We start from the raw sequence: 24,967 nt of genomic DNA on the forward strand, positions 1-24,967 counted from the left end.
GTCAGCAGATTAATTTCAAGTATTGCTCAGTAAATATTAGCGAATCGCTGTAACGTACCCTCTCCTAACGCCTGTCTGAGGGGGGCTAACTGAGTCTCATAATGCTTCCAGCGCTCAAGAGCCTTGGTATTGAGTGGGCTGCGTACTTGCTCACTGCTGGCGGTTCTTACTGCCCGAGTATTCTGATGAAAATTCAGGCAAGCCTCTTCAAACGGCAGGCGGCAAAAATCCAAAAGTGCACGGATCTGGTTTTTTGGATCCGTCAACAAACGCTCGTGTTGCAAACAATAAACGAAACCCGGAATGCTCTCCTGCCAGTGATCCATCATTGACAGGTACTGGTTGTAGTAAAAACCTATATGCTCCTGGCTGTAGCTGAAATTGTGACCGTGACCAAAGTACTGGCGATAAACTCCCAGACCACAATCCATTGGATGTCGCCTTGCATCGATGACCAAGGCATGAGGCAGAATCAGACGGATCAGACCGACATGCTGAAAATTCGGCGGTAACTTGTCTATGAAATAAGGTTTGTCGGTGCGATACACCTGCGTTTCCCGCAGATACCAATCGCCGAATTGGGCAAGCTCTTCGGACGTGAACTTGTCCATATTGCCACTCTTATCGCCGTTCTTTTCACAGCTAGCCTGGTACACCATGCGGGCTAGTGCAGGCAGAGTCTTCAGTTCCATTGTGCCTTCGACCTGAGAATGACTGGCTAGTATCTGTTCCAATAGGGTCGAGCCGGCTCTTGGCATGCCGACGATAAATATGGGTGTAACATCGACTTCTGGTAGCCTGAGCTTATCGTTGAATAGGCCCTTATGAAACGCCTGTTTGATAGCAGAAGCTTTGTGTTGATAGTTACTGGGTGAAAAATACGCAGCCGGTTTATTCAGGTTCGCCTGGCTGAAATACTGATAGGCCTGCGAATAGTCCTTTTGCTTCTCAAAATGCATACCCAGAGCAAATCCAGCCTGACAGGCTTGCTCGAGGGGAATGTCTGGGTTCTCCTGCATCTGACGCATATCTGCGATATGTTCCTCGCTAAATTGCCAGCTTTTGAAACTGGAGAGCGCCCAATAGGCCGAGCCTTTGGTCTGCTCACAAGTAAGGCACTGCTGATACGCCTCCATCGCCAACTCCCTCTGGCCAAGGTTTCTCAGTACATGGGCGCGCTGCAACTGGATTGGTAAGGGATCTTCACTGAGAGTAAGGGCAGACTCATAAGCTTTTACACTGTCGGCAAACCTACCGGCTTCCAACAAGTTACTGGCATGTAGCATCCAGGCATCCATGTCTTCAGGCTGCAGACGAGTTAGCTGCTCGGACTCATCCACCGCATTGGCTGCATATCTGAGCTGGCCACTAATCTGGGACATCATCGCCCACAAATCAGGGTGATTGGGCGCAAATTTCAAGGCCTGCTGCAATGCACCACCTGCTTGTTCCAGACGCCCGTCTGACAGCAACTGTCTGGCGATAAACAGTAAGGCATCAGGATGACCGGGGGCGCGTTGCAGTATTTGCTGGCACAGGTTCATGGCCTGATTGATTTGCCCACTTTCGCGCAACGCTTCTGCTTGCGTGATGATTTGCCTGTTTGGGTCGGTTTGCTCGCCATGTATACGGCTTTGTTGTGCTTCAGACGTTTTACCCAGTTTGACCTGGGTGAGGCTCAGAAAATGCCAGGCTCGATACATTTTCGGATCGCGTTTAAGGGCTTGCTGGAAGCACTGCTCTGCTTCGATTAGTCGATTCGTCTCAAAATAGATGCCACCGATAGATGCAACCAGATTGGCATTTTGAGGATCTAATTCGAGAGCCTTACTAAATGTTTGTAATGCTTTGTCTTTTTGCCCTTGCTGCATGTAACAATGACCGACCAGTTCCAGTACCCGTGGATTGGTTGGGTTGCTCTCGACTAAAGGTAACAGTATGTCGAGAGCGGGTTGAGGCTGACCCTGATTGAGCCAGTTCATGGATTGTTGTAATTGCTTATCCATTAATAATCCTTCAATGGGCTAGGCCATGGCATGTCAGCGTGAAAACGACTCAGATGCTCTCGGTGGAAGATGAAACTCCGCGCTTTGTTGTCACACCATTGACGCTCGGGAGGATGACTATCTAGTTCAAAGGTGTTTTCAAATCCCCCTTTCCCGGCAAGCAGACAGTACCAAGACGTCTTTAAGTAGGCGAGCTTGTCTTGATGTTTGTGTAAGGCTAAATCGAAGTTACCGGTCGCCCGCCAGGCAGCGATAATGTCAGATAACGCTTCTGATTGTTGAGGGTTGTCGCGACAATCCCGCCAGTAGTCGCTATCTGAGCGTGAATTCATCAGGTAGTGGGCTTGCAAGTAATCCCGGGTGCCATCAATGATTTTATTGATTTCCTGATTAAATTCATTGCGCTTCACGTCACTAAATCCCCCTTGTTCATAGCACCCTATAAAATGCTCAATGGTCCGCTGTACCACAAACAGCATCGGCGCTTCCAGAGGTTCCAGGAAACCCTGCGAAAGACCGATAGCAACACAGTTTTTCTTCCAATGCTGGCTAATACGTCCGGGCTCCCACTTCAAATGCAGTGCTTTAGCGTCAGTTGCACCGGGTCCAAGCAGCTCCCGCAATTCTTGTTCTGCTTGCTCAGCAGAGCAGTACTTCGAGCTGTAGACATAGCCGTTACCGTAGCGGTTAGACAATGGAATATGCCAAACCCAACCATGTGTCAGCGCCTTGGACACTGTATGAGGTTGTATGGGATCCCGCTCATCCAGTGGAGTTTGTATGGCCACCGCACTGTCGTTAAACAGGTAAGGTCGATAGGACTGCTGCTTTTCTCCGAGGGTCTGCTGGACAAGCAACCCTTTAAAACCGGAGCAATCCACAAAAAAATCACCACGCACTGGGCCCGACGATTCAGTATTGAGAATAGCGATTTGACCTCGTTGATTGCATTGAATATCGGTTACCTTGTCTTCAATCAACTGTACGCCAAGTTTCAAAGCATGCTGTCTAAGAAACTGGCCTAACAATTCGGCATCAAAATGATAGGCGTATACCAGATCGGACGCGGGAATTTCATTACTTATTGGCGCTCTTGACTGACGAGTCAATGCACTGGCCAGGAAATAATCATTGGGGTGAGCATGATTGCTCCCGCCATGGCGTTTCTCGTTACATTGTCTGAAAAATGCCTGTGCCTGAGGACCATCCAGATCAGAATAAAACGGGTGGAAGTAACTGTCATAACCCGGCTTTTCAGACCAACCTGGAAAGCTAATCCCGCACTTGTAAGTTGCATTGCAAGCTGGCATCCACTCGCTTTCGGGAATCGCAAGACGCTCGAAAAACTCTTTTAGGTAAGGGGTACTTCCTTCGCCGACGCCGACCGTGCCAATTTTGTGAGATTCAATCAAGCTGATGCGCATGCCCAGCTTGCCCCACTGATGCGCCAGAAGGTTTGCAGTCATCCAGCCGGCCGTGCCGCCACCGACGATAACCAGGTGTGTTGGTTGATTGTTCATACTTCTCCGGCCAACTTCTTCTCAAGCCCTGTAAACGTCGGCAATCCTAGGGGTGTCGGACAGCCATACCCTACGTTACTGGGCGCCTTTGTCAGGCGTTTTTTGCAATGTCGTTAGTATACCGGAACTGCTCACCAAGCTGTATGACTTTCCCTGCTGAGAACAGAAGAGTATAAGGAGAATTAAAGCTATTTCCCCCCCCGTAACAGCTGTACGTTTGATTAGGTTGGTTTGTTTAAATGCTCGGTTGAGGACGCTTTGCATGGCCTGTGAGTCTTCAAATTCATGGGTAGACAGGCCATTGATACAGAAAATTGTTGTCTGGCATGTCAACACTCCTACCATGAAGTAACCTATTGCTTAGTATTGTATGTTGACTTGTTGTCTAAGCACCAACGTTGAAGTCGCGTTGGATTTTGAAATCGTGTGCGTACTGTTCGTCAGGCGGTTTCCCTCATTTAAATGGGGAAACCACCACACCTGTTTGACGCCTTGAGGACATTTACCCCTGCTCTATTCTGGAATCACGATTCTGCGGCGGTGCGAGTGATCACTTAGAGCGAGTAGTGGACCTTGGAAGCGTTGATAGAAGCTACCGTCATTGCGGCGAAGGCCGCAATCTCCATTGGGTCGATGACTAACCAAAACCGTGTTGATTCGTGTGAGTCAGGTAATGTGGGAGGTCCCGGCCTTCGCCGGGATGACGATTCTTCGTAGCGAAATTATTTGGGTCACCGTCCACTACTGGCACAAAACAAACCTGGTCTTCGCGAGAATGACAAACTGGATATAACACAATGCCGAGCGTCATAGTGGCTCCACTCAAATTCTGACAGTGTCTGATAAAGTGCACGTCATCAGGACACTTCCAGCGCTCCATAAAAAATCTTTAGCAGCAAAACAGCTCAGTTGGCCCTGTGGCCGGGAAGCCGGTCACAATTAAAAGTGCTCGCAGCAGCGGCAAAGCTGGGATGGAATGACACCCTGTAATGAAACCTGAAAAATAGTGCCCTGACAGCGTGTTAAGTCGTTATTTCAGTCGTTATTGCTGTCATCGCCGTTGGCTGATTGACGATCCTGTAACTCTCTTTCGCGTTTTTCGTCTTGCTCGCGGAGCTTTTTCTGGTAAACGTACCGTGATTCCAGTCCCGGTGAAATGTAGCAAGTAATCAGTGCTGCGAGATTAAAAAAAACTGTTGCAACAACGGCGACTTCCAACGCGTGTACACCTGCTGCCAGGCCGACGCTGATGGCGGTTAAAATGAATAAGGCATCAAAGGTATCCTGCAACGCCCGCCTAAATCTTACGCCAGCAACAATGCCTGCCAGACTGAATGCCAGCGCCAGGGAATGCTGCACAATCATTACCACCCCTGCAACAACCGCAGGTAAAACCAAAATGGTTTCCGGTATAGAGTGATCAAACTCATCGCCTTCATGCGTTGCGTTATAGACCCAGGCAACAGGGATCATAAGCGCAATCGTGCAAAACAAAGCGGTAGCGAGTGTGGTCATGCCCGTTATCCAATCTGAGGGCGCATTTGCTTCATTAACTTTCAGCAGGGTTTCGCTGGTCTTGCCTGCGATGACGCTAAATTCAGACAAGCCGCCGACAGGCAAAGTCGATAAAAAATGAGGGTAAAGCCAGATAATGAGCATGCCCGTGCCAATGAATCCCCCGTAATAGATCAGAACGTGCATCATCGTTTGTATAAGATTGCGTCTATACTGTCGATAGTCAGCATCAATATAATCAGAGGAAGGCTCTTCCATAGGATGTGTACTTCAGTGACAGGTGTGTACCATGAAGATGGGAGAAAATAACAAGGTTGTCAAACCTGTGGCCAAGATGCTGGCGCCCGGTTGGACACGCCCCAACAGCCGCAGCACAGCGGTATTGCTCAGTACAGAACCTCATGTGTTGCGCGCACTGTTTTTGGGCCTGAGTGTTTTAGTCCTGCTCTGCTCCTCAATGGCAAATGCGGCTATCAGGCCAGGCGACCCGCCCAGACCGTTGTTTCGCTCAGATGACATCATCGATATTGACCTGCTCATTCCTGACTTGCGCACGTTGATTAGGCTGGCACCAAAAAGCGTTGAGCCAAGAGCAATGCAGTTGCGCTATCGATACGAGGGTGAAACCTACCTTCTCAACGGCAATGTGCAGGCAAGAGGAAACGCCCGGCGCGATCCCTCGGTGTGCAGCTTTCCACCGCTACGACTTATCTTTGAACAAAAGTTGAGAAAAGTGCCGCTTTTTACGGGCCATAAAAAAATAAAGCTGGTTACGCACTGTCAACGCAAAGCCCGATTCGAACAACTGATGTTAAGAGAATATACCGCTTATAAAATGATGAATGAAATATCGCCAGTCAGTCTGCGTGTCAGGCTGGTTCGAATCAATTACTATAAAGGCCGGCAAACATCGCCTTCGATGACAAGGTTAGGGTTCTTCATAGAGGACATCGATGATCTGGCCAAGCGTCACGGGCTCAGGGAATATGATACTGGTGCTATCAAAGCAACGACGCTTGAGAAGGAAACTGCAACGCTATTCGCCCTGTTCCAGTATCTGATAGCCAACCTCGATTATTCCCCCAATTTACCGAAAATCGGGAACACCTGCTGTCATAATGTAAAGTTACTTCTGCCTTACAGCCTCACCGAGGCCAAAACTAACAGTGTTGTGCCCGTCGCCTACGACTTTGATTATTCTGGATTTGTTGATGCCCCCTACGCCATAAACCATGGTGATATACCTATTTCTTCCCGCTTGTTTCGCGGGGTATGTGCGTATAATGATACAGTTAACCAGTATCGCGAGCGCCTTCTTACCTTAGAAGAGCGCTTGTTTGAGGTAATAGCAGCGGTGCCGGAAACGACAGATAAAAACCGTGAAACCATGCGTGCTTTTTTAACCAAATCGCTGACATTGCTCGCCAGCCCGACTTTTCTTGAACAAACCGCGATCCATTGTATTAGTTGAGCTTATCGCTCTCGATAACAGGCTCTTTCGTTTCGGGGTTTTCAAGCTGCTGTATGTAGCTTTTAAGCGTCTCATTCTCAGAGTCCAGGCTAAGCACCTTGTGCAGATAACTGCCCACGTCGTTACCGGGTGAGGGCAGGTCTATACGATTACCGTTATGTACAGCGGTCAATTGTTTCCCGGTTATTTCAAGAAATGCGCAGGGACCGCCGTAGTAGTCAGCCAGTCCAACATCTACGCCAATCACGGTGCCGTCAAACCGGGGCAAAATTGCGCCGGCAACGGGGGTATGCCCCACAATAACGTGATCGACCTCGTAGCGTTCCAGTACGTCAGTGATGAGCTTGCGTTCAGCCGGATCGTCCTCGCTTGCAAGGATATGGCCCCGATACCACAGTGGTCCGTTCGGATCATTCAGCACGTCAGATTTCATCGCCTGTTCACGTGTGCCCAACTCACTCTGTATCCATTGGTTTATCTCGGTAATCGTATAATTTTGGGTGGTTGGGCCCATACCTCCGTGCACGAATAACAGCCTGCCTATCTTTAGCACAGCCGGGTTTGACGAAGCCCAGGCTCCGTAGTCACCCTTGGGAGCCCAGGCCTGCATATACTCGACATACCCAAGCGGGAATTGCATTTCAAGAAAGCGGATATAGTCAGCGGATTCATAATCAGGCCAGCTTTCCTCAGGCTGGGTCTTTTTCATGTGCTCAATATACAGGTCAAAGTAAAGATGCTGCTTGCGCTTGGAACGACTGTTTACAAACGCTTTATACTCCCCGGGATGGGTATAGCGAGTATCAGCAGCAATGAGCATAGCTTCGTGGTTACCTATCAGAGCATAAACATCACCCTTTGCCCGCCGCGCCATGGATTTTAGTTTTCTGAGTAAATCTATAATTTTTCGGCTGTCAGGTCCCCTGTCAACAATATCGCCCATCTGAACCAGCGTGGCGTTTTTGCCCGTCCAGCGCATTCGGCTGTTAATCAGACCGGCTTGCCTGAGCACACAGGTAAACTGTTCGAAATCCCCGTGTATATCACCGACAACAACGATCTTGTCTGATGCGTCTTGTGGTGCGGTGCCTGCAAAAGAAGAGAATGTTATTAAAGAGGGAAGCAGTGCTAGCCAGAAAAATTTCAACATTTCATTCCTGCAGTGAGACATATCTCTAGTATAGATAGACTTCGCAGTTATGAATGTGTGCGGGAAAAACTAAAGCCCTAAGCTGTGCATTTCAATAACTGCCCACTGGCATTTTCAGTGCGGATAGGAATAAGGCTGGAAAGAACAAGTGTGTTATCTTGCGGCTCATTCAGTTGTCGGGCGAACCTTGAGTAAAGAACTTGATGGCAGCAAGATAAGAGAATTCGCGGTTAGTGCTTAGCTCTGTCAACAGCAACTCCGTATTCTTCTAACCACCACCATCCACAACTGGCACACAGCCGGCCAAGAGGTCTCTCCCCTTTTCACTCAACGCTCGCCCTGCGCAGCCGCCGCATTTTTGCGATCAGCTTCAACGGCCAACTCCCGGATGTAGGCATACATGTCGTTGAAGCGTGGGTCGTCCAATACCTTGTTGTTTTTCTCCACCAGCGTTTTCATTTCCTGCACCGATTGACGGAAGTTACCGATTTCCGCATAAGCCCTGATGATGGCCAGTTGCAACTCCAGATCGGTGTTGAAGTGTCCCATGTTTTTCATCGCCAACTCGCCCATCGCCAGGGCTTTTTCAGGCGCGTTTTGATGCTCCATGTACAGAATGGTCAGGTTGCGCATCGAGAGGTAGTTGGGTGTTGCGCGATTGCTGCGCTCGGCGTACTCAATCGCCTCATCATAACGCTCGAAATGCAGTAGAAACGACGCGTAAAATTGCGTGACGATGTAATGATCTGGATAGGTTTCAAGTGTGCTCTGGTAGTGTTCCTCGGCCAGTCGGGCGTTGTGCTCGACATTGTCACCGCGCATCGCTGGCTGTGCGTAGGACTCACCAATACTGGCCAGCAGGATGGGGCGGAAATGATCGTCATAGATTAGCCCTTGCTGGTAAGCCTTGCGAGCGCTTTCGTAGTCCTTCAGGTTAAGGTACAAACCGCCCAATTTGTGATAGTAGAAGCCACTGTCAGAGCAGCCTTCGGGGGCGGCTTTCCAATACGCCAGGCCTTCAACAACCGGTAGTTGCTGCACAAACAACATGTCCCGCAAAGTACGGTCCTGATCATCGCAGGCATCGGCAAGGGCTGGGTTACTCAGGGCACTGAGGGCGAAAGTGGCCGTCACCAGCGCACCAAAACGTTTACGGTTATTCATTGTTCATCCTTGATGTTGTCCGTTATTCATTGTCATTCCTGCAGCGCATAACAGCCCAGAAACCATTGACAGTCAACAGGTTTCTCCCGCATTGTAAAAACATCACAGGGAGGCACCTTGGTGTTTGTCGTGCTGTCAGGCGACGGTCCCTTTCAGTCAATATACACAAAAGGCACAGCATGAAAACATTGCTCAAAGGATTGGTCGGGCTGGTCCTGCTCGTTGGGATAGGGTTCACCAGCTGGGTTTACCTGAGTACCTATCACCCTGCGGACGTTGAATCCGAAGCGGTGCACAATCAGGCCGACACCCCCACCCTACTGCCCGGCCAGACGGTCAAAGTATTGAGTTGGAATGTCCAATTCATGGCCGGCAACCAGAATAACCACTTCTTTTATGATGATGGCCCGGATCCGTGGCCGGACAAAGACACCGTAACCAAGGTCACCGATAACGTGGCTGCGTTCATCCAGGCCCAGGATCCGGACATTGTGCTGTTGCAGGAAATGGACGATGAGGCTGATCGCACCCACCTGCAGGATCAGACCCAGATGCTACTGGCGCGCTTGCCGCAATACACGGCGTATACCGAGACGTTCTATTGGAAAGCCGATTATGTGCCCCACCCTGCGATTGCGGGGCGGGTCGGCATGAAGTTGCTGGTCTTGTCGAAGTATGCCCTTAGCAAGGCAACCCGCTACGCCTTGCCTGCCATCACCACCGATGACATCGTCACCCGCCAGTTTAACCTTAAGCGAGCCATGTTACAGGTGCACCTGCCGGTGGAAGGCAGTAACGAATTGGTGCTGATCAACACCCACCTGAGTGCCTTCGCCCAAGGCAGTGACACCATGGCACGGCAAATCGACACGGTGATGGCGCGCCTGGCTTCACTGCCCGAGGGTACCCCTTGGGTGATGGGCGGTGACTTTAACCTGTTGCCCAACGATGCCGCACTGGCGTCCTACACCGAGTTACGCAGTCACTATAACGACCAAGGCACGGAATTGTACCCGCTGATCACTCAGTACCCGTCAGTGCCCTCACTGGCAGACATTGAAGCGGATCCCTCGCCCTGGTACACCTACATGTCACCACTGGATCCCGCCCGCACGCCCGACCGCACCATTGACTATATCTTCCATGCACCGACACTGGAAAAAACCCATGGTGCGGTGCTGCTCGGCGATGCCAAACCGCTGTCTGATCACTTACCCATCGTGCTCGAATTTACCCTCTGACGGGAAGCTGCACGCGACCAACCGTCGCGTGCAGCAAGCCCAGCCTGGCTCAGGCCAGGTTGCTTTGGGCCAGCACGTCTTTGAGCTGGTCAGCCGAGCGACGCTTGTGGTTGTCTACGTAGGTCTGCAAAAACTCAAAGGTGGCTTTAGGGTTCTCACCCTGCATGATTTTGACCACCGCGTCTTTGACCAGTGACTGATACAACAAGATCTCATTACTACGGGTACTGAGTTTTTTCGCCAGTGGCGTGGTAATGCCGTTGGCAATCAGTGCGCCGTACAGTGTGGTCAGCAACGCCACCGCCATGCTCGGTCCGATGCTGTCGGGATCTTTCATGTTCTGCAACATGGCCACCAGCCCAATCAACGTACCCACCATGCCCATTGCCGGGGCAAACTCCGAGAAGGTGGTCAGTACCTTGATGGAAATCTGATTACGTTCGCGGGTAAGGTAGATTTCTTTGTTCAGCAAGCCCTCCACGGTTTCCTGCTCGTAACCATCCACCACCATGTTCATGGCTTTTTTCACAAACGGATCATCATATTCCTGCGCCTCCAGTGCCAACAGGCCGTTACGCCGCGACACATCCGCCAGACGGATACAGGTGTCAATGGTCTGGGGCATGTTCAGATGGTTGTCCCTGAACGCGTGGCCAACATTGCCCAGCGCAGTAAAAAACACCGCCGGTCGCACGCTCAGCATCACCGCACCGAAGGTGCCTATCACCACAATCGCCACCGAGGACAGATTGAGGTACGACAGGACGGACTCGCCGCCGGCCGAAATACCCGCCACGATGGCCAGCATGATCAGTACCACACCAATAAAAGATCCTTTGTCCATCCGTTATTCCTCGTTAAGTAGTCCAGCAGGCAATGCCTGCTGCTTGGGTTTGCCCTGGGTGAGCATAATTTCCACACGGCGGTTTTGTGCCCTGTGCTCGGTTGTGTCGTTGTCATTCAGGGGCTGCGCTGAGCCCCAGGCCGTAACCCGCACGGAATTCAGCAATGGATGGGCTTTAAGCACTCTGGCCACCGCCATCGCGCGCTGGGCAGACAGGGCGAGATTGTCGGCAAACAGTTCATTCGCCACCGGGCGGTCATCGGTGTGCCCGGCCACTTCCACCTGCCCCGGGATCTGCGCCAGAAGCGCTGCCAATCGGGTGAGCAACGGCTCAAACTGAGGCTGCAAAAAACCACTGCCGGCGGCAAAACTGCTGTATTCAGGAATACGAATGATCAATTGCTGGCCCTGGTGATCAAGCTCAAACTGCCCCGCAGACAAGGCGTCTGGCAGTTCCCGCTGTATGGCACCAACCACGTCAGCCATGGCACCCTGTCGGCGTGATTGGGCCTGTTGTTCGGCTCGTTGGCCAACGGTGCTGTGACGTAACGCCGGCAGCATTTCCTGCTGACGGGGCTGGCGAACTTCATCCAATAACGTAGGTTCGGTCAGGGTCGGGGAGAATTCCTGAGCAATCACGCTGGTACCGAGCGGAATGGCGTCTGCTTCGACCTCTCGCTGCACCCCGAATGCCACTTTCATCGAACCGGCAATCTGCTGAAACTTGATCACATCCAGCTCGGAAAACGACAATAACAGCACAAAAAAGCACATCAACAGCGACATCAAATCAGCAAACGTTGCCAGCCAGCCCTGCTGGTCTTCACTCTTTTCGGATTCAACCAGCAGCATCTCACTGTTCATTGCCCCTGGAGTCACGACGGCTCCGCCATCAGTCCCTTGCGCTGCGCAACCACGCCGGCAATCGCCAGACAAGGCAGTAAGTAAAGTGCAGCGAATAACATGAAGGCCAACAATGGGCCGATCGCGGTAGGTACCATGTCAGTCACACCGATGTAGTAGCTGCCGATGACATACGGCGTTATCGCGCTGGCATACCCCCACAGTAACAGGGTTCGTGCCGACAGTGTGGTGGTTCGGAACAATACCGACAAGGTGAATAAAACCAGCCCGGACCAGACCAGTGCAGGCAGGTTGATGAACATGCCCAGAGATGCGCCCTGACCAAACGCCTTCGCGGCTTCCTGCCAGTATGCCGTGCTCAACACGATGACATGCAGATCACCACGCAGCAGCGCCTGCCACAACGGCTCCGCCGTGGCATCCATGTTGGATAACCAATACACCAGGGCAACCAATGTCGGGCTGAGGATCAACACGCCGAACAGCGCCAGTAGGTGTACCGTCCAGTTACCCTGCAAACGTCGGCGGATACCGTATCCACACGCGTGGAATGTCTGGCGCCACAACCAGCGACGCGCCATGGCGGCGTCCTGTTGTTGTCGTTGCTCAAATTCCTCCAGCAGGTCACCGACCAGATGATCACGGCTGTTCGGGTCCGACAGGTGGCGTAAACACCACAAAGCCAGTGGCGAGGGAGTGGGTTGATGATGACTACGCATAGGCACAGACTCCTGAGCAGATTGACACATCTTGCCAGAGGGTATTCATCGCCTGGCGAACCTCTTTGAGGGCCTGTACACCTTTGGCAGTCACGTCGAAATAGCGCTTGGGCCGACCGCCCCGTTGCGGTGTGGCCTCCCCCATGCGCGAGGTCACCATGGCCTTTTTCTCCAGCCGTTCCAGGGTTGAGTACAGTGCGCCTAGCGCCACATCCCGGCCCACTTGCTGATCCAGCAATTGGCGAATACTGGCGCCGTAAGCCTGATCACCGAGCTTGAGCAATGCCAGTAACACCATCTGCTCAAACTCACCCAGAAATTTTTGCGCCATACCGCCCTCCTTTTTTCCTACAATGTAGATGAATTCAGATCCCCGCTCAATGATTTTTACTACTTTGTAGGAATAGAATTTGATACCTGGGTACAATCGCTCACCGGCTCGTCGCACTGACACCATCATGACCCCTTTGCGATCAACGACTTATCCTTTACACTGGCATCACATTTTGGCCAAGGATGTGTCTATGCAGCTTTACCAACCAGAGCATCAATTATCCGCCGTGGTCGCCTTCGGGGCGAAAAACACCGGGTTTACCCTGTCAGTGGCCTACCTGTTGCTGACCCTGTGCGGTATTTTTTACGCGGATGCGTTCTATGCGCAGTTTGAGATCCCCTACCTTAAACTGGCGGAAACCAGCGATCTACTGATCATCGGGATCAGTGAACCGGCCGCTTTGCTGATGTTCTTTCTGGCCATCATGCTGACCATTGGATTTGATTACATCACCCGTAAGACTTACCAATGGCAGCAGTATTGGAAACAGCAGCCAGCGTCGCTGAAGCGGCGTGCTTGGATGATTTTTTTGTATGTGCCCAAATACAAGGTGTCGGTACTGGTCAGCCTGGTGTTTCTGTTTGTACTGTATGCCTTTGTGTTTGTGACCCTGTATGCCGAATGGCACAGTGAACGGGTCAAGAACGGGCGTGGGGATCAGGTGCTAGTGACCTTGGACGTCGAAGGACCCCAAGTGAAAGGTCTGTTGCTAGGCTCCACCGCCAACCACCTGTTCACCTATGACGTCGATACCGACAGTGCAAACATCTATCCGGTGCAGCATGTGGTCAGGATCGCGCCGGTAGCAGCGCCAGAGGCATCAGCCGCGGCTGACACCACGGCGACGAATGATAAGGCCGAATAGGCCTGCGGCAAACAATCCCATTACACCAGGTTCAGGCACCGACGCCAGGCGACTTGAGCCTGTAGAGACCCCCACGGCAAGTGTGTGCCATGGCGTACAGGAAGGAGCACCACAAGAGCCAGGCTGACGACTGGAAACATTCAATATGGTTGCTTGCTGAACATAAGCATCGCCCAGAAAGGTCAAAAAATCTTCAATAGAATACTGACTCAATGTGTCGAACACGACTTTGTCAGAAAAGTGTTGAAACTCGATCACACCGGTTAATGTCAGACTCTCATTGACCATATCGCCGGTCTCAGTATCGATACGCTCATACTCAAAGTACTGAGAATAAATCAGACCGGCCGAACCACCATGATAGGCGGGCAAATCGGATTCAGTGAACTCGTTGAACAGATAGAACTCGGTACTTTGCACAAAGCCCGGCGCACTCATCGCATCATCAAGGTGGGTATCTGGCGCAATTATGTCAGTGAACGGCGAAATGGCATTGATCGCGTAATCACGGTAATGGGTGGTTTGCAGATATCGGGTCATGTCAGGGGATGTAAACTGCTCATCGACCCTGTCCAACGCACTGTTTTCATTGACAAACATCGAAAATGAGAAGGGTGTGGGTGTAACATCGTAGGTTTGCTGACCACTCCCGGCAATGGGATGGTCCTGATAATTAACCCAATAGTCGCTGTCGGTTTGCAAATTGAGGTCAATCACAATCCCGTGAGCATTTAAAGAGAGGCAGACAGCAGTTGCCAATAACAATCCTTGTTTCAACATGATAACTCCGTTTAATTCGATGTAGTTACAGCACTAACATATCTCATCTTGTAGAAAAAACAACCGGTTAATCTTTCCCAATCAGGCCGGTTCTGACAACAGCCTGCGATTTTCCGGGCTACTGACCGTTGCCAGAAACAAAGCGAGTCACCACCAGCTCTGACAACACCATCAGAACAACATACGCCAGTATCCCCGGCCAGTTGTATAAGACACTGCAAACAAAAGCGCCCACCGCCAGCAAAGCCCTTTCCAGCGAACGCACGGCCGGTGTTTCATCCAGGCGATGTACGTAAAAGGTACCAAGCACAAGTACGATGGTCATTAGCGACCAGAAAACCAACGTTGTCATTGAGCGACTCCTTGCTCAAAGCGCTTCAGAACTTGGGTTCAGGCAGTCGCCTGCAGACCGTAGACACTGATCAGGTTGAGTGTAGCCAGACAGGCGAGAACCAAAAAGGTTACCACAGTGCCACTGAAGCGCTGCCAACTGGTGCCGTAGTGATGACGCAAACCAATGGCGTGAAACACCCGCGCCACCAGCAACAGCGCACCGTTGCCGTGCAACCACAGACTGTCCACACCGTTCAGCTCGGCCACCAGCAGTAAAATCAATGCCAGCGGCACGTATTCACTGAAATTGGCATGGGCGCGGATTGTCTGGGTGATCTGGCGGTTGCCGCCATCACCAAGGGCGACTTTTTCTTTCAGACGGTGACGTATCACCAGGCCACTGAGATAGAGATAAAATAAGGCGAGCAATGAGGCGTAGAAAGCCGTGATGGATACTGACATGTAGGAAGTGCCGGTTGCCACAAACAATAAAGCCCACAGTAGTGGGCTTTAACAGATCTTTCAAGTAGTTAGTATGGCTTAGCCGAGTAAGGCCGCCAGTTTCTCGCTGACCTGATCCACCGGTTGGGTACCGTCCAGCTTATGGTATTGGCAATTGCCCTGGCTGGCTTCACCCTGGTAGTAATCCACCAGCGGCTTGGTTTGCTCGTGATAAATACCCAGGCGCTTGCGCACGGTCTGCTCTTCATCATCGGGACGGATCACCAGCTCTTCACCGGTCTGATCGTCTTTACCTTCCTGTTTAGGCGGGTTGTACACCACGTGGTACACGCGACCTGAAGCCGGGTGTACGCGACGGCCACCCATGCGTTCGACGATGATTTCGTCTGCGACGTCAAATTCGATCACATGGTCAATCACGATTCCCGCTTCTTTCATCGCATCCGCCTGAGGGATGGTGCGTGGGAAACCGTCCAGCAGGAAGCCATTTTCGCAATCCGGCTGGGCAATACGTTCTTTGACCAGACCAATGATAATGTCATCTGACACCAGCTTGCCTTCATCCATAACTTTCTTGGCCGCTAATCCAAGCTCGGTTCCAGCCTTTATCGCGGCGCGCAGCATGTCGCCCGTCGAGATTTGCGGAATACCGTATTTCCCCATCAGAAATTGAGCCTGAGTGCCTTTTCCGGCACCGGGGGCACCAAGAAGGATGATGCGCATGCTATGTCCTCGTCTTGTAGTAGGGTTAATCATCAAAGGTCAGCCGCAACTTTACACATTCAGACCAGTGGATACAAGCCGTATCCCCGCTGTTTGCCCCGCCAGTGGCGGGTTTTCATGCAGATCGGAGCTGTGATGGCGACAAATTCGGCACTTTCACCGTTGATTGTGGCTTGCCACAGCTTTCGGCCAACTCAGCACAGATACACATTAATACCTTGTTTACAAATGACTATTTTGATCATTTAGGCCTGTAAACGGCATGCTACGACCAAAGTCTTATACATTCATTGCCTGTATTAAAGGCGTTGTAGGTTGCCAAGCTGTATATTCATCGGCTTAAAATAAAAAACGGGCATTAACGCCCGTTTTTTATCATCAAGTATGAGAATGACGGCTTATTTGGCCAAGTCAATTAACAGCTTGTTCAGTTTCTGCACAAACGCGGCAGGATCTTTCAAACTGCCTTGCTCAGACAAGGCTGCTTGGTCAAACAACACCTCTGTCCACTGGTTAAAGCGGGTTTCATCCTGCATATCAGCAAGCATTCTCACCAACTGATGCTCAGGGTTGAGCTCGAAGTGGTATTTGGCTTCCGGCACCGGTTGACCGGCGGCTTGCATCAGCTTGACCATCTGGGTGCTCATGCCGTGTTCATCGGCGACGATACAGGCCGGAGAATCGGTCAGACGGTGAGTAAACTTAACGTCCACAACCTTGTCACCCAGGGTCGACTTAACCCGTTCCAACACGCCTTCAACCTGCTTCTCGGCTTCTTCCTGAGCTTTCTTGCTGTCTTCGTCTTCCAGGTCGCCGAGATCGAGGGCACCTTTGGCAACCGACTGGAATGCTTTCTCGTTAAACTCGCTCAGATGAGACATCAGCCACTCGTCAATGCGGTCAAACATCAGCAGTACTTCGATGCCTTTCTTGCGGAAGATCTCCAGGTGCGGGCTCGACTTGGCCGCCTGATAGCTGTCGGCCGTGACGTAATAAATCTTGTCCTGGCCCTCTTTCATGCGATCAATGTAGTCCTGCAACGACACCGTCTGGGCATCGCTGTCGGTGTGTGTTGATGCAAAGCGCAACAGACCCGCCACTTTTTCTTTGTTGGCGAAGTCTTCTGCCGGCCCTTCTTTTAGCACGTTACCGAACTCATTCCAGAACGACTGGTACTTGTCGGCATCGTTTTTGGCCATGCGTTCCAGCATCTGCAAGACACGCTTGGTACAGCCCTGGCGGATCGCCTGAGTGATCTTGTTGTCCTGCAGAATTTCACGTGACACATTAAGGGGCAGATCGTTGGAGTCGAGCAAACCTTTGACAAAACGCAGGTAGGTCGGCATGAACTGCTCAGCGTCATCCATGATGAACACCCGCTGCACGTACAGTTTCAGACCGTGCTTCTGCTCACGATTCCACAAGTCGAACGGCGCTTTGGCCGGAATGTACAACAAACTGGTGTACTCGGTTTTACCTTCGACTTTGTTGTGCGCCCAGGTCATTGCATCAGCAAAATCGTGCGACACGTGCTTATAGAACTCCTGATACTCTTCATCGGAGATCTCAGACTTGTCGCGGGTCCAAAGCGCAGTGGCCTTGTTGACCGCTTCCCATTTGCCCGGCTCGGCGGGGATTTTTTCGCCATCCGGGCCGTCCCGTTCTGGCACTTCGTCTTTCCACATCTGCACCGGAATGCTGATGTGATCGGAGTACTTGCTAACAATGTTGCGCAAACGCCAGTCGTCGAGAAACTCTTTTTCTTCCTCACGCAGGTGCAGCACGATTTCGGTACCACGCTCGGCCTTGTCGATATCGGCGACGGTGAATTCACCTTCACCGGCCGACTGCCACTCAACACCACGGTCAGCAGGCTGGCCGGCGCCACGGGTGCGCACGGTAACGTGATCGGCAACGATGAAGGCCGAGTAGAAGCCCACACCAAACTGACCGATCAGTTGGGAGTCTTTGGCCTGATCGCCAGACAACTGACTGAAAAATTCTTTGGTACCGGATTTGGCGATGGTACCCAAATGTTCAATCACCTCATCACGGGTCATACCGATGCCGTTGTCGGCAATGGTCAGGGTGCCGGCGTCTTTATCCACGCTCAATTTGACGTGCAGATCACCGTCGTTCTCGTACAAGCTGTCATCCGACAAGGCGCGGAAGCGCAGTTTGTCGGCGGCATCTGCCGCATTGGAAACCAACTCACGCAGGAAAATTTCTTTGTTCGAGTACAGTGAGTGGATCATCAGGTGCAGCAGTTGCTTCACCTCGGTTTGAAAACCATGGGTTTCTTGATGGGCTACCTCAGCCATAAACCAATATCTCCTCGTTGGTATGGTATTTGGGGATGTTGTCTAGACAATAGGGACGAATGATCCAATTTCAAGGCAAAAAAAACGGGACCTTACGTCCCGTCTGTTTGCGCCATGGTTTACAGCTGTCGTCGTCCCTGAAAGGCGTGGGTCAGGGTATTGCCGTCGATGTATTCCAATTCACCACCGACCGGCACACCATGAGCGATGCGACTGGCAGTCATGCCATGTTCGCGGCACAGCTGTGCGATGTAATGGGCGGTCGCCTCTCCTTCCACGGTGGGATTGGTTGCCAGAATGACTTCGTTAATTCCACCTTCGGCCAATTGCTCGGCCAGGGTATCCAGGCCGATCTCAGCCGGCCCGATACCGTCAATCGGCGACAGGTGCCCCATCAATACAAAATAACGACCGTGGTATTCAGCCGTCTGCTCGATGGCGAGCACATCCTGTGGTGATTCCACAATGCACAACAAACCACTGTCAGCCCGTTTGGCACTGGCACAGATATCACACACGGCATCTTCGGTAAAGGTCCTGCAACGCTGGCAATGACGCACGTGCTCCATCGCATCGTGCAATACCTTGCTCAGGTTGAGCGCCCCCTCGCGGTTACGCTCCAACAGGTGAAACGCCATGCGCTGAGCGGTTTTATTGCCAACGCCGGGCAATACCTTGAACGCATCAATCAATGCGCTGATCAAAGGAGAGAACTGCATACGCCGCTAAGCCCGTATCAGAAAGGCAATTTCATTCCCGGTGGCAATGGCATACCGCCGGTGATTTCAGACATTTTTTCCTTAGTGGTTTCCTGCACTCGGCGCACCGCGTCGTTACAGGCGGCGGCCACCAAATCTTCGACCATGTCTTTGTCATCGTCCATCAGGGATGGATCGATATCCACGCGACGCACGTTGTGATTGCAGGTCATGGTGACTTTTACCATGCCCGCGCCGGCTTCACCGGTCACTTCAATGCTGGCCAATTCTTCCTGGGACTTCTGCATGCGCTCCTGCATCTGTTGCGCCTGCTTCATGATGTTACCCATGCCACCTTTAAACATAATGATTTCTCTCTGTTGCTATTGGATTATCGCGCCTTGATGGACTCTTCGATCACATCGGCTGCGAATGTACTACATAAACGTTGAATGTTGGGATCGTCGGCCACTACCCGCTGGGCGTGGGCCAAACGAACCTGTTGTATTTGCTGTTGCACCGCATACGGCGTGCTGACGGGCTCACCGTGCTTAATGGTGAGGTTTACCTCACGCTGTAATAACTGTCCCAGCGCCTGCTGCAGTTGCTCGCGGGCAATCGGTGTATCCAGGTGCACTTTGCTGTGCAATAGGGTCAGCCGTACGCTGTCCCCTTCCAGATGGTAGCTGGAATGCAGCGCCAGTTGTTTGGTCAATGCGGCAATCGGCATATCCTGGATCATGCGACTCCAGGTGTCCAGCTGGCTGGCGGTGATCACCTTCTCACCCGATGCCAGAAACGCCGGCACATCGAAATCCACCGGCACATCGACAACCTCGTCAAGGTGCGCATTGGGATCAAACGCTTCGTCGGCACTTTCAAGTGGCCCAGCCACCCGCCCTTCCCGCGCCCACTCGGGCAGATGCTCGGCGGCCGTTTCCGGTGCCACGTAGCGGGGAGGCTCGGACAAACTCGGTCCATTGAGCAGACTCTGGGCTTCCACGGCTTCGGTTGAAACCGGGGCTGTCACCTTCTCCTGTGCTGACATCAGCGGCGCGGGGGCGCTGTCAGGCTGTTCTGTATTAACGGCGGGACCGTCAATGTCCCAGGGCGGTGTATCATTGTCCTGAACCGGCGCGCCGAAGGGTGGAATCTCATGTGCCGAACTGGTCTGCTGCGGCGCATTGTCGGTCGGTGCACTGGCGTCAGTGTCGGTGTCGGCGTCAACATCAGCGACGTCTTGGTCAGGTTGAGCAAGTTCATCGACCGCAGTATCAGCTACCGGCAGTGCGTTTGCGACCGGAACGGTACCGGGCTCAGCCGTCGTTGTCGGTGCCTCTTCGGCTGTCGGCTTTTTTACCGGATCGGTTGCCTCCTGCTCAACGCTCGGTTGCATCAAATTACGTTTGATGGCCAGTAAACTGGCGGTGACGTTGGCCTGGGGGGTCTGTTCAACGGGCGCTGGCGCCTGTACCTCAGCATCGGGCGATTCAGGCGCCTCAAACGGCACCGGCTCGCCCTGCTCAGCGATGTGATATTCATCACCTTCTGGCATTGGCGGCTCAGGTGCAAATTGTTGTGGATGCTGCGCTTCGGCCTGCTGCCAAATCGCATCTTGCTGCTGCGACAATCCGTCGTTATCGGACTCATCATAAGGTTCAGGATGATGAGGCGCCGATGATGCGTCTTGCTGCGCCATCGGCGCTTCTGCACCTTCATCTTCGCTCACTGGCGCAACACTGTGCTGTTCAGGCTGCGCGGGCGAAGAGGCGGGTACGGTCAACTCGGCGGCTTGCTCACGGTAGGTTTGCGGCGCGATGGAGAATTCACCGGGGGTGAACGCCAGCATGCGCAGCAATACCATTTCCAGGCCGGTTCGACCGTCAGGGGCATAGGGCATATCTTTGCGCCCCTGCAAGGCAATCTGATACATCACCTGCACCTGTTCCGGGGGCAATGTCTTAGCCAGATGATAAATACCACGGGCTGCGGTGGTCTCAAGTTTGCAAGCATCAGGCACAAACTGAGTCAGTGCCACCTGATGTAACAGACTCAACAACTCAGCCAGCACCTGCTCATAATTGGGTGCCTGTGCGGCCAATTGCTCGACTTTATCCAGGGTTTGCTGTGCATCCCGCTGCAACACACTGTTGAGCAATTTGAGCACCACATCTTTGTCCATCAGGCCCAGCATGGTGGCGACCGTTTTGCTGTCCACTTTGCCGTTGCCCTGCGCAATGGCCTGGTCGGTCAGACTCAAGGCATCGCGCATACTGCCATGGGCAGCCTTGGCCAGCTGCTGCAATGCCTGAGGTTCTGCCTCAACATTTTCCTGGCCGAGGATATCCTGCAGTTGCTGGGCAATCTGCGTACGGGTCAGGGCCTTGAGGTTGAACTGCAGACAGCGCGACAATATGGTGATCGGTAGCTTTTGCGGATCGGTGGTCGCGAGCAGAAACTTGACGTGCGGAGGCGGCTCTTCAAGGGTTTTCAACAGTGCATTAAAACTGTGTTTGGACAACATGTGCACCTCATCGATGAGGTACACTTTATATTCGCCGCGGGTTGGCTTGTACTGTACGTTGTCGAGCAGTTCCCGGGTATCTTCCACTTTGGTACGGGAAGCGGCATCAATCTCCAACAGGTCAACATAGTGCCCTTGCTCGATTTCGCGGCAGGTTGGGCACTGACCACAAGGGTTGGCGCTCATGCCCTGTTCGCAGTTCAGGCTTTTGGAGAATATCCGCGCAATGGTGGTTTTACCAACACCGCGGGTTCCGGTGAACAAATAGGCATGGTGCAGGCGCTGGTTTTCCAGGGCATTGGTGATGGCAGCCACCACATGCTCTTGTCCCACCAACTGGGAAAACGTCTGCGGACGCCATTTTCGCGCCAACACCTGATAACTCATGGTTATCTCCTAGTCACCTTCAAATTCACACAGGGCGTGGGTTTCCACACCATGGGCTTGCAGGCGTTCAATGCCGCCCAAATCGGGCAATGAGATGATGAAACCCGCATGGGCCACTTCGCCACCCAATCGACGGATCAGATTAGCGGTTGCGATCATGGTACCACCAGTGGCCAACAAATCATCGATCATCAGGACTTTTTCACCCGGTTTGATCGCATCTTCGTGGATCTCCAGGGTATCCATGCCGTATTCCAGCTCGTAAGACTCACCAATGGTGCTGCGGGGCAGCTTGTTAGGCTTGCGCACAGGCACAAACCCTATGCCCAGCTCAATCGCCAGGGGGGCACCAAACAAAAAGCCGCGGGCTTCGGTGCCGGCCACTTTATCAAACTTATACGGCGCATATTTCTCGACCAACATCGCGATGCTGGCAGAGTAAGCGGTGTGATCTTCAAGAACAGAGGTGACATCACGAAACATGATGCCTGGCTTGGGGTAATCAGGAACGGTTTTTATAACCGACTTAATGTACGCGGCAGACACAGACTTCCTCGTTGTATAAAACAGTAATTACTGGTGGTGTCAGAAAAAGAACACCAACCAGCCAAGAATGACATGCATCAGGGGTAGCGCGACAAGGGTAGCGACTGCGGCGAAAAAGTAGCCCCAGTTAAACGGATCTTGTGGCAGATTATCGGTTTGCATGTGATTGCTCCAGACTGTAATTCGTCAAAGGCGCAAATGGTAATCCAATCGCCTGCAAATTCATAGTCCGGACTTACCCTGGCAGCAAAATCTGCGCGGATAACATCTGCTGTGTGGTTTGCAATAGTCCCTGTCTGACTTGCTCAGCAGGCACTTGTGGCAATTGCCCGGCCATCGTTGTGGCCAGGGTTTTGAGATCAATGCCGGGATTGGCCTGAATAACACTGAACAATTGCGCTGACACCGGATTCAACAGCGAAAAACCGACATCATCGTTATCATCACGATAGACCACCAGATAATGGGGGCCATCCGGGGATTGGGGTTGATACTCCGGGCCAATACGGTGCACCGCAAAGGCGTAGCTGACCAGCGTCGCTAACGGTGAGGCTTGCACCTGGTCAGGCAACTCACCGCCCTGCCAGGGCGATACGGTCTGCTCAGTGCGTCGGATACTCACGTCAAGCTCCAGCCATTCATAGTGGGCCAGTTCGGTCATAAACGGCGGGTCGCTGTCCTGTGGCTGATATTCGTTACTGAGGAATTCAACAAACTCTTTGCTGATCTCCACAAAGTACGGTGAGCGACACGGATGCTGAGCGAAAAACTGTCGCGCCAGCGAAGCCCATTGCTCGTCACTGTACAGGCTGGCCAACACCGGGAAGCCATTATCCAGAAACCCTTTCACGTTGTTAAAAAACAGCTCTCTGTACACATTCAGACGGCGCTGTTCAATGCCCTGTTCAAAAGGCACCTTCTGGGGGTCGCGCAGATGATCGGCAAACGCTTGTTGTAACACATCAAAAGAGGCCATCAGGCACGCATTCCTGTGTCGGGATGTTGCATGTCAAAGCGGCGTTGCAACGTGCGGATCTGCTCCACTTCGGTTACCAGTTCGGCCAGTGGCGGAATGTTGAAATCCCGCTCCAGCAAGGTCGGAAATACGCCATGCAATGCATAGGCTTTTTCCAGCAAGGCCCACACCGCCGGAATGACATCGGCGCCATGGGTATCGACTTTCAGATCGTCGGCTTCATCGTAATGACCGGCGATGTGGCCATAAACGATTTTGCCGCTTGGCATCGCCTTCAGGAACGCCTCTGCGTCATAGCCATGATTGATCGAATTGACGTAGATGTTGTTCACATCCAGCAACATCAGGCAACCCGATTCTTCCAGCACCGCACAGGTAAATTCCTGCTCGGTCATTTCCTGCCCTGGTGCGGCATAGTAAGACACATTTTCCAGCACCAGCGGACGTTCGATGATGTCCTGAACTTGTTTGATCCTCGCCACCACATGTTTAACTGCGGCTTCGGTGAACGGGATCGGCATTAAATCGTAGAGATGGCCTTTTGCCGAGCAATAACTCAAATGCTCGCTGTAAAACAGAATGTTGTGGCGATCGAGAAACCCTTTGACGTCTTTGACAAAATTGACATCCAGTGGTGAGGGGCTGCCAATTGACAATGACAGTCCGTGCGCAACGAACGGATGGCGTTGGGTCAACGCAGACAATTGACGTTCATAACGTCCGCCGAGGGGGATCCAGTTTTCCGGCGCCACTTCCCAGAAGTCAACGGCACCCGGTTCAAGGGTATCCACCTGATCGATAAAGTCGCGACGCAATCCTAAACCCGCGCCTTCAAGGCCTGTGATCATTGCTTGCTCCCATGGCAAAGACGTTAAAAAAACAACAGGCCGGTAACCCGGCCTGCTTGGTACTGTGACAGGACTATGGTTTAGGCTTTACCACCACATTTGCCTTCACCACACTTACCTTCTTTCTTGGCTTTGTCGCCGCCACATTTACCTTCGCCACACTTGCCTTCTTTCTTGGCTTTGTCGCCGCCGCATTTACCTTCGCCACACTTGCCTTCTTTGTGGGCTTTATCGCCACCGCATTTACCTTCGCCACACTTGCCTTCTTTGTGGGCTTTATCGCCGCCACATTTACCTTCGCCACACTTGCCTTCTTTGTGGGCTTTGTCGCCGCCGCATTTACCCTCGCCACACTTGCCTTCTTTGTGAGCTTTGTCGCCGCCGCATTTACCCTCGCCGCACTTGCCTTCTTTCTTACCTTTGTCCCCGCCGCATTTGCCTTCGTTGTCGGCTTTCTTGCCGCCACAGGAACCTTCAGCTGCCGATTGCATGTAACCGGCATCCAGCGTCTGAATACCGAAAGGGTTTGCGTTAGCTTGCAGGCTCACCGATGCCAGTGAACCGATAACAACCGCACCCATGGCTGTTGCAATTGTTGATTTCTTAACCTGTTTCATATCGTTTTCCTTCGTAATGTTCATGAGCCTGGAACAAGCACACATTGTTCAGGGCAGTA

At 52.4% G+C, this 24,967-nt stretch carries 25 protein-coding genes; 3 read left to right on the forward strand and 22 right to left on the reverse strand.

The window, feature by feature from the left end:
- Nucleotides 1–26: 26 nt before the first annotated feature.
- The 3 genes from LJ739_RS08620 to LJ739_RS08630 all read right to left on the reverse strand — a co-directional run bounded on the left by LJ739_RS08620 (nucleotide 27) and on the right by LJ739_RS08630 (nucleotide 5,299).
- Nucleotides 27–2,006: a tetratricopeptide repeat-containing sulfotransferase family protein gene (locus tag LJ739_RS08620; protein ID WP_229159272.1), complete on the reverse strand. Its 1,980-nt coding sequence runs from the start codon at nucleotides 2,004–2,006 to the stop codon at nucleotides 27–29.
- The gene (locus LJ739_RS08625; RefSeq protein WP_229159275.1) at nucleotides 2,006–3,526 is read right to left on the reverse strand and encodes a tryptophan halogenase family protein; all 1,521 of its coding nucleotides are present in this window, start codon (nucleotides 3,524–3,526) and stop codon (nucleotides 2,006–2,008) included. Before LJ739_RS08625 ends, LJ739_RS08620 begins: the two co-directional genes overlap by 1 nt.
- 1,035 nt (nucleotides 3,527–4,561) lie before the next feature.
- A complete protein-coding gene (locus LJ739_RS08630) occupies nucleotides 4,562–5,299 on the reverse strand; it encodes a DUF4956 domain-containing protein (RefSeq protein WP_229159277.1) in 738 nt (245 codons plus the stop codon).
- Nucleotides 5,300–5,330: 31 nt separating this feature from the next.
- Between LJ739_RS08630 and LJ739_RS08635 the strand changes: the two genes are divergently transcribed.
- Nucleotides 5,331–6,512 (forward strand): hypothetical protein, encoded by a 1,182-nt coding sequence (locus LJ739_RS08635; RefSeq protein WP_229159279.1) that lies wholly within the window; start codon nucleotides 5,331–5,333, stop codon nucleotides 6,510–6,512.
- Here the strand turns inward: LJ739_RS08635 and LJ739_RS08640 are convergent.
- Together LJ739_RS08640 and LJ739_RS08645 are read right to left on the reverse strand one after the other, a co-directional pair.
- A complete protein-coding gene (locus LJ739_RS08640; RefSeq protein ID WP_229159281.1) occupies nucleotides 6,505–7,662 on the reverse strand; it encodes a metallophosphoesterase in 1,158 nt (385 codons plus the stop codon). The genes LJ739_RS08635 and LJ739_RS08640 overlap by 8 nt on opposite strands.
- 327 nt (nucleotides 7,663–7,989) lie before the next feature.
- Entirely contained in the window at nucleotides 7,990–8,826 is an 837-nt protein-coding gene (locus LJ739_RS08645; protein WP_229159283.1) for a tetratricopeptide repeat protein, read from the reverse strand.
- A gap of 179 nt (nucleotides 8,827–9,005) precedes the next feature.
- Here LJ739_RS08645 and LJ739_RS08650 point away from each other — a divergent pair, with 179 nt between their 5' ends.
- A complete protein-coding gene (locus tag LJ739_RS08650; RefSeq protein ID WP_229159285.1) occupies nucleotides 9,006–10,067 on the forward strand; it encodes an endonuclease/exonuclease/phosphatase family protein in 1,062 nt (353 codons plus the stop codon).
- A 49-nt stretch (nucleotides 10,068–10,116) separates the two neighbouring features.
- Here the strand turns inward: LJ739_RS08650 and LJ739_RS08655 are convergent, their stop codons facing one another.
- From LJ739_RS08655 to LJ739_RS08670, 4 genes are read right to left on the reverse strand one after another with little or no spacing between them, the layout of a single operon-like run.
- Entirely contained in the window at nucleotides 10,117–10,911 is a 795-nt protein-coding gene (locus LJ739_RS08655; RefSeq protein ID WP_229159287.1) for a motility protein A, read from the reverse strand.
- A gap of 3 nt (nucleotides 10,912–10,914) precedes the next feature.
- Entirely contained in the window at nucleotides 10,915–11,763 is an 849-nt protein-coding gene (locus tag LJ739_RS08660; protein WP_229159482.1) for a MotB family protein, read from the reverse strand.
- A gap of 23 nt (nucleotides 11,764–11,786) precedes the next feature.
- On the reverse strand, nucleotides 11,787–12,494 hold the full coding sequence (locus LJ739_RS08665; RefSeq protein ID WP_229159290.1) for a hypothetical protein: 708 nt from the start codon (nucleotides 12,492–12,494) through the stop codon (nucleotides 11,787–11,789).
- A complete protein-coding gene (locus tag LJ739_RS08670) occupies nucleotides 12,487–12,825 on the reverse strand; it encodes a PadR family transcriptional regulator (RefSeq protein ID WP_229159292.1) in 339 nt (112 codons plus the stop codon). Before LJ739_RS08670 ends, LJ739_RS08665 begins: the two co-directional genes overlap by 8 nt.
- 193 nt (nucleotides 12,826–13,018) lie before the next feature.
- On the opposite strand from LJ739_RS08670, the gene LJ739_RS08675 reads away from it, so the two are divergent.
- Nucleotides 13,019–13,693, forward strand: coding sequence for a hypothetical protein (locus tag LJ739_RS08675; RefSeq protein ID WP_229159294.1), 675 nt, complete (start codon nucleotides 13,019–13,021; stop codon nucleotides 13,691–13,693).
- On the opposite strand, the gene LJ739_RS08680 is transcribed toward LJ739_RS08675, so the two are convergent.
- The 13 genes from LJ739_RS08680 to LJ739_RS08735 form a co-directional block, all read right to left on the reverse strand.
- Entirely contained in the window at nucleotides 13,649–14,473 is an 825-nt protein-coding gene (locus LJ739_RS08680; protein WP_229159296.1) for a PEP-CTERM sorting domain-containing protein, read from the reverse strand. The genes LJ739_RS08675 and LJ739_RS08680 overlap by 45 nt on opposite strands.
- 118 nt (nucleotides 14,474–14,591) lie before the next feature.
- Nucleotides 14,592–14,825 carry a hypothetical protein gene (locus LJ739_RS08685; RefSeq protein ID WP_229159298.1) on the reverse strand — a complete coding sequence of 78 codons (234 nt, stop codon included), beginning with the start codon at nucleotides 14,823–14,825 and terminating at the stop codon, nucleotides 14,592–14,594.
- Between the two features lie 38 nt (nucleotides 14,826–14,863).
- The gene (locus tag LJ739_RS08690) at nucleotides 14,864–15,268 is read right to left on the reverse strand and encodes an MAPEG family protein (protein WP_229159300.1); all 405 of its coding nucleotides are present in this window, start codon (nucleotides 15,266–15,268) and stop codon (nucleotides 14,864–14,866) included.
- 78 nt (nucleotides 15,269–15,346) lie between these two features.
- A complete protein-coding gene (adk, locus tag LJ739_RS08695; protein ID WP_229159302.1) occupies nucleotides 15,347–15,991 on the reverse strand; it encodes an adenylate kinase in 645 nt (214 codons plus the stop codon).
- 398 nt (nucleotides 15,992–16,389) lie between these two features.
- Nucleotides 16,390–18,312, reverse strand: a complete 1,923-nt coding sequence (gene htpG / locus LJ739_RS08700; RefSeq protein ID WP_229159305.1) for a molecular chaperone HtpG — start codon at nucleotides 18,310–18,312, stop codon at nucleotides 16,390–16,392.
- Nucleotides 18,313–18,431: 119 nt separating this feature from the next.
- Nucleotides 18,432–19,031, reverse strand: coding sequence for a recombination mediator RecR (recR, locus tag LJ739_RS08705; protein WP_229159307.1), 600 nt, complete (start codon nucleotides 19,029–19,031; stop codon nucleotides 18,432–18,434).
- Between the two features lie 17 nt (nucleotides 19,032–19,048).
- Complete coding sequence (locus tag LJ739_RS08710; RefSeq protein ID WP_229159310.1) at nucleotides 19,049–19,375, reverse strand: YbaB/EbfC family nucleoid-associated protein; 327 nt, start codon at nucleotides 19,373–19,375, stop codon at nucleotides 19,049–19,051.
- 26 nt (nucleotides 19,376–19,401) lie between these two features.
- Complete coding sequence (gene dnaX / locus LJ739_RS08715; RefSeq protein ID WP_229159312.1) at nucleotides 19,402–21,921, reverse strand: DNA polymerase III subunit gamma/tau; 2,520 nt, start codon at nucleotides 21,919–21,921, stop codon at nucleotides 19,402–19,404.
- A gap of 9 nt (nucleotides 21,922–21,930) precedes the next feature.
- Complete coding sequence (gene apt / locus LJ739_RS08720; RefSeq protein ID WP_229159314.1) at nucleotides 21,931–22,467, reverse strand: adenine phosphoribosyltransferase; 537 nt, start codon at nucleotides 22,465–22,467, stop codon at nucleotides 21,931–21,933.
- A 39-nt stretch (nucleotides 22,468–22,506) separates the two neighbouring features.
- Nucleotides 22,507–22,629 carry a hypothetical protein gene (locus LJ739_RS19050; RefSeq protein WP_267494179.1) on the reverse strand — a complete coding sequence of 41 codons (123 nt, stop codon included), beginning with the start codon at nucleotides 22,627–22,629 and terminating at the stop codon, nucleotides 22,507–22,509.
- Between the two features lie 73 nt (nucleotides 22,630–22,702).
- Nucleotides 22,703–23,443: an HvfC family RiPP maturation protein gene (locus LJ739_RS08725; RefSeq protein ID WP_229159324.1), complete on the reverse strand. Its 741-nt coding sequence runs from the start codon at nucleotides 23,441–23,443 to the stop codon at nucleotides 22,703–22,705.
- A complete protein-coding gene (locus LJ739_RS08730) occupies nucleotides 23,443–24,291 on the reverse strand; it encodes an HvfB family MNIO-type RiPP peptide maturase (RefSeq protein WP_229159326.1) in 849 nt (282 codons plus the stop codon). Before LJ739_RS08730 ends, LJ739_RS08725 begins: the two co-directional genes overlap by 1 nt.
- A gap of 80 nt (nucleotides 24,292–24,371) precedes the next feature.
- Nucleotides 24,372–24,908: an HvfA family oxazolone/thioamide-modified RiPP metallophore gene (locus LJ739_RS08735; protein ID WP_229159334.1), complete on the reverse strand. Its 537-nt coding sequence runs from the start codon at nucleotides 24,906–24,908 to the stop codon at nucleotides 24,372–24,374.
- Between the last annotated feature and the right edge of the window lie 59 nt (nucleotides 24,909–24,967).

It is taken from the genome of Fluctibacter halophilus, from assembly GCF_020687825.1.
In the GTDB taxonomy this organism is placed as follows: domain Bacteria; phylum Pseudomonadota; class Gammaproteobacteria; order Enterobacterales; family Alteromonadaceae; genus Fluctibacter; species Fluctibacter halophilus.